The sequence below is a fragment of the Bartonella sp. AP11XZML genome, assembly GCF_042196445.1.
Taxonomy (GTDB): domain Bacteria; phylum Pseudomonadota; class Alphaproteobacteria; order Rhizobiales; family Rhizobiaceae; genus Bartonella.
This window is the reverse complement of record NZ_JBHIQF010000074.1, coordinates 1-3992: the sequence shown is the minus strand read 5'-3', so window position 1 is coordinate 3992 and position 3992 is coordinate 1. Positions and strand designations below refer to the sequence as shown.

Annotated in this window: 7 protein-coding genes; 1 reads left to right on the top strand and 6 read right to left on the bottom strand. The window is 36.9% G+C overall.

Annotated features, from left to right (window positions below; all coding sequences use genetic code 11):
- Positions 1 to 457 precede the first annotated feature (457 nt).
- The 6 genes from ACFIMG_RS06980 to ACFIMG_RS06955 all read right to left on the bottom strand — a co-directional run bounded on the left by ACFIMG_RS06980 (position 458) and on the right by ACFIMG_RS06955 (position 3504).
- Positions 458 to 889 carry a hypothetical protein gene (locus ACFIMG_RS06980; protein WP_375640466.1) on the bottom strand — a complete coding sequence of 144 codons (432 nt, stop codon included), beginning with the start codon at positions 887 to 889 and terminating at the stop codon, positions 458 to 460.
- 5 nt (positions 890 to 894) lie between these two features.
- Complete coding sequence (locus ACFIMG_RS06975) at positions 895 to 1356, bottom strand: hypothetical protein (RefSeq protein WP_375677174.1); 462 nt, start codon at positions 1354 to 1356, stop codon at positions 895 to 897.
- Positions 1353 to 1505 carry a hypothetical protein gene (locus tag ACFIMG_RS06970; RefSeq protein WP_375693591.1) on the bottom strand — a complete coding sequence of 51 codons (153 nt, stop codon included), beginning with the start codon at positions 1503 to 1505 and terminating at the stop codon, positions 1353 to 1355. The genes ACFIMG_RS06975 and ACFIMG_RS06970 overlap by 4 nt, the downstream gene beginning before the upstream one ends.
- 302 nt (positions 1506 to 1807) lie before the next feature.
- A complete protein-coding gene (locus ACFIMG_RS06965) occupies positions 1808 to 2536 on the bottom strand; it encodes an antA/AntB antirepressor family protein (protein ID WP_375693590.1) in 729 nt (242 codons plus the stop codon).
- Between the two features lie 48 nt (positions 2537 to 2584).
- A complete protein-coding gene (locus ACFIMG_RS06960; RefSeq protein ID WP_375678387.1) occupies positions 2585 to 2995 on the bottom strand; it encodes a hypothetical protein in 411 nt (136 codons plus the stop codon).
- 206 nt (positions 2996 to 3201) lie between these two features.
- On the bottom strand, positions 3202 to 3504 hold the full coding sequence (locus tag ACFIMG_RS06955) for a helix-turn-helix domain-containing protein (protein ID WP_375678386.1): 303 nt from the start codon (positions 3502 to 3504) through the stop codon (positions 3202 to 3204).
- 91 nt (positions 3505 to 3595) lie between these two features.
- Between ACFIMG_RS06955 and ACFIMG_RS06950 the strand changes: the two genes are divergently transcribed.
- Positions 3596 to 3847 (top strand): helix-turn-helix domain-containing protein, encoded by a 252-nt coding sequence (locus ACFIMG_RS06950; protein WP_375612601.1) that lies wholly within the window; start codon positions 3596 to 3598, stop codon positions 3845 to 3847.
- The last annotated feature ends 145 nt before the right edge of the window (positions 3848 to 3992 follow it).

The following is a 3992-nucleotide window of genomic DNA, read 5'->3' as shown; positions in this document are numbered from 1 at the left end:
AGTAGAATTTGTCATCTTGATTTCCTACATTGCGCGCAATTCACCCGTGGCGTGAATCACGCATCTGTTAAAAGGCTGGTTTTGGGGTGTTAGAGTTTTGTCTTTACAGGTTGTACAATCCGATCAATTGGAATGCGTTTTATATATGCACAATGATCAGAATATAGCGTCAACAAGAAAGATTCATCTGAATTGGGTGGTATCATTTCAAATCTAGTGCATGCAAACGGTCTGAATTCGTATGAAAATGCAAAGCATTGCGATCCTATGAGTTCCATTGGCACGATATTCTCTTCACTTAAGAAGGCATCTATTTTGTCTTTAGAGATTATGGTATCTACATAGGGCTCGCCCTTATCTCCAGAGATCGTTATACAAAGTTCACTTGGATTGTGGGTATTTCTCACAACTAACTGCGAACACAAAGTAGGTTTAATTTCATATCTATACATAATAATTATCTTCTCTCGCTCGTTGTGATAATACTGCCTCCACGAACCTCTGAATCTCCGTAAATGTGTGCGTTACCATACACTTCTGCATTGCAATGAACACTTGCGTTTTCGTAAACATGTGCTTTTCCAAAAATACGACCACCATATATTTTTGCGTTATGATGAATTGTTGCATTTTCATAAATATTTGCAAAATAACAAACTTTTGAGTTATCAAATACCTTGGCATTGTTGTAAACTTTTGCACCGCTATAAACCATGGCATCATCATAAACCCAACAGTCTCCTTCATGACTTAAGTTGCTCTCACCTTCTATAAAGCCGCCTAGGTCACCTTTCTTGACTCTTCCAAAGTCTCTTAATGCTCTAATTCGGTGAAGAGTTCTTCCATCAAACACAATTTTTTCATCAGTAAGTTCGTATTTCTTTTCCATGATTACTATTTTTCACGTTCTACGATTACGGTGGAGCCACTAATTTTACAATTTCCAGCAATGTTTACACGACAGCAAATATATGCTTGATTGTAAATTTTAGCATTTCCGTAAACGTGTACACTTTCCCCTATAACAGAATTCCCATAAATCCGCGCATAGTCAAAAACCTTGGCATTATCTCCAACAGAAGCACCACCAACTTCGGCATAATCAGAAACTTGTGCATTGCCATAAACGCGTGCATTCCCATAAACCCGCGCATCATCATAAACCTTGGCATCACCGTAAACTTGTGCATTGCCAAAAATCCAACAGTCTCTCTTATGGCTTAAGTTGCTCTCTTTTTCTATAAAACCGCCTAGGTCACCTTTTTTGACATATCCAAAGTCTCTTAATGCTCTAATTCGGTGAAGAGTTCTTCCATCAAACACAATTTTTTCATCAGTAAGTTCGTATTTTTTCATCTGGTCTTTTCTCCAGTTGAGATTCTTTTATCGCCATCAATCCAGTCGTCCCAACATACACATGCATCACCGTAAATTTTTGCATGACCGTAAACATGCGCATCACCGGAAACTTCTGCATTGCCGTAAACACGCGCCCTATCGTAAATGTATGGCTCTTCGTAAACTTGTGCATTACCATAAACTTCTGCATTATCAAAAACGTGCGGTTCACCGCAAATATATGCATCACCGTAAACTTCTGCATGACCGTAAATGCATGGTTCATCGAAAACTTTTGCTTTGCCATAAATACGAGAATTGCCGTAAACATGTGCATAACCGTAAACTTGTGCATTTTCGTAAACCTTAGCATTACCAAAAACCTTGGCATCACCATAGACTTTTGCATAATCCCCAATCCAGCAATTACCATGATGACTTAGATTGTCTTCTTTCTCGATATAGCCGCCTAGGTCGTCTGCTTTANTTGAGACAGCAGTCCCATGCCTTTTGTGGTGATTTTTGCGGAAGGAATGACTTTTTCAGTTCCATTTTCGGTTTGAATAGTGAGGGTTGAGCAATCCATTAGTCCTTTTTGGATTTTGTCTTGATAAGGCAATAAGTGAGCCCCGAAAGTGCGTCGATAAACCCATCTTTTTTTCTGTAAGAAGAGAATGAACTGTTTTGGTTGCATTTCGAGCACTTTAGCGGCTTCTGTAAGACCGAAGAGCCCTTCAGAGCGTTGTAAGCTTTCCAAAGCCATGGCTTTTGGTTTTAAATCTTCAATGATGATGTCTTTACGCTCATTTTCATTTTTTAGATGAGTTAATACACCTAACATTACTTGTGGACTTGAGTAATCGATTTGCGGTGTAACAACTTGCTTTGCACGCCGTTCGCATTCGATAAAGTATTCTCTTGCTTGCTTTCCTTTTTTATTACGCTCGACCATGGCAAGCTCTTTCGCCATGTCTAAGGTAAGATAGTATTCTACTGCTATGGCATTGTTCGCTTCCATTTTTTTGTGGAAGCGAATAAAGTCCCTTCCATCAAGGAAAGCATAGGTCATAATACGTTTTTTTATCCAAGTAGAAAAATCTTGTTTACTCTCCAAAAAGACATGTAATTCACGTGCATTTACTGTCTGAACGCTTTCTTCGTTAATGGTGTTATTTGTAATAGCGATAGGATTATTCATAAGTTTACTCCATCCGATCATTTAATAAGAGGAAAGAGGAGGGCGTTTTTAAAAGCGCCCTGTATAATGTGGGTAATTTGGAATGACATCCGAAAGAGTTAGACGGTGCTGCTGTTCATAAGTCCCGTAAGTTTCATCTTCATATCGCTGCTGTTCGATTTCTTCTAAAAAAAAACCGTATGCGTTACTGTCTTTAACAAAGTCGTGAGGTATATTGCCGTTGAAACATTGCTCTTCACATTCTTTCAGATAGCATTCGGCAATATCTTCAGAGATATCTTCGCAACGATTAGTCGTTGGTTCTACGCGCAAAATTTGGACAGCATTATCGGTTTGGTCGATAAAATTGATAATGTCCTTTTCTTCTAATAAAGGACCAGATTTAGCGAGATTTTGTTCTTCATTTTCGCACATCACTAAGAGAATTTCATCAGAATTTATAAACACTGGTTTATTCACAAATGCCTCCATACTGCCTATTGGCAAAAGTTATTTTCTAAGATATGGGATATTTGATACCAAAACGGTAATTTAAAGTCAATACCAAAATGGTTATTTTTTTATTTTATATTTTTTTAGAGTAGAAAAAATGGATGAAAAATGGTCAATTAATACGCAAATATTAGAACTATGGGATAAATTGACAGAAGATGAAAAAAGAGAGTTTATTCTTTTTTATCTTGATAAAATGAAGAAAGGAGATCAAGAAGTTTAACCTTATTATCGTAGCTTAGATGCTCTAACATATCTTCAATTTGTTCATCTAAGCTATTAGGCTTATTTCCTGAAAACAACAGTTGTTTGGGGGTAATTTTTAAGTGTGGCGCCAAACGTACAGCCCACTCCTTTGTTAATTTTCGTTGTCCATTTTCTAAACGAAAAATTTGTGGCTGACTAGTCCCTACCAATTCGGCTAATTCTTTTAAAGTTAAACCTACTTTTTGTCTGAAAAATTTCAAATTATTCATGATTCTTATCCTAATTAAAAAAAATATCCTTTCAAATGCCAATATGGTAAAATATGCTTGTCTTAATAATACCAATATGGTAAAAAGAGGAATGTCTAAACTAAAACTGTATTTATCAAAGAATAATATTACTTATGCCGAGTTTGCGATTTTGGTAGGTGTTACACAAGCATCTATAGCACGCTATGTGAATAAGAAGCGATTTCCGCATCCTAGGATAATACAAAAAATAGCAGAAGTTACTGATAATTACATAAGTCCTAGCGATTGGTATCAAGAGAATTTTTCTTCAATTTCTAAAAGTCGCGGTGTTGATCAGACGGGCGATAGATTGCAGCATTAAGGAGATAAAGATGGCTGTAGAAAAGAAATACGAACTTACTGATGAAACAATTGAGTTTGCTGGAAAAACTCTTCACCGCATTCGTGCATTGAGAAGCTTTGGAAAAGTTAAAGCAGGTGATGTTGGTGGTTTTGTAGAGAGTGAA